At 39.7% G+C, this 229-nt stretch carries 1 protein-coding gene; it reads left to right on the plus strand.

The window, feature by feature from the left end:
- Window positions 1–26 precede the first annotated feature (26 nt).
- On the plus strand, window positions 27–229 hold a 203-nt coding region (locus A7A69_RS09510), incomplete at its 3' end, for a DUF1285 domain-containing protein (RefSeq protein WP_187349213.1).

Genomic DNA, 229 nt, shown 5'->3' on the forward strand with positions numbered 1-229 from the left:
ATCATTCGTCTCAACAGACGAACCAGATAACATCGTTAGATGATAAAAACTTAATGAGTATCGCACAATATGTAAAAGATGCACAGCAAAGTCACAAAAGGTCAATTCCACCTCTTGACCAATGGCATCCAAAGCATTGCGGTAAAATGGATTTGATCATAAAAGCCAATGGAGAATGGTGGCACGAAGGTCAATTGATAAAGCGACAGGCGATAGTAGACCTATTTGC

The organism is Acinetobacter guerrae (assembly GCF_009372255.1).
Classification (GTDB): domain Bacteria; phylum Pseudomonadota; class Gammaproteobacteria; order Pseudomonadales; family Moraxellaceae; genus Acinetobacter; species Acinetobacter guerrae.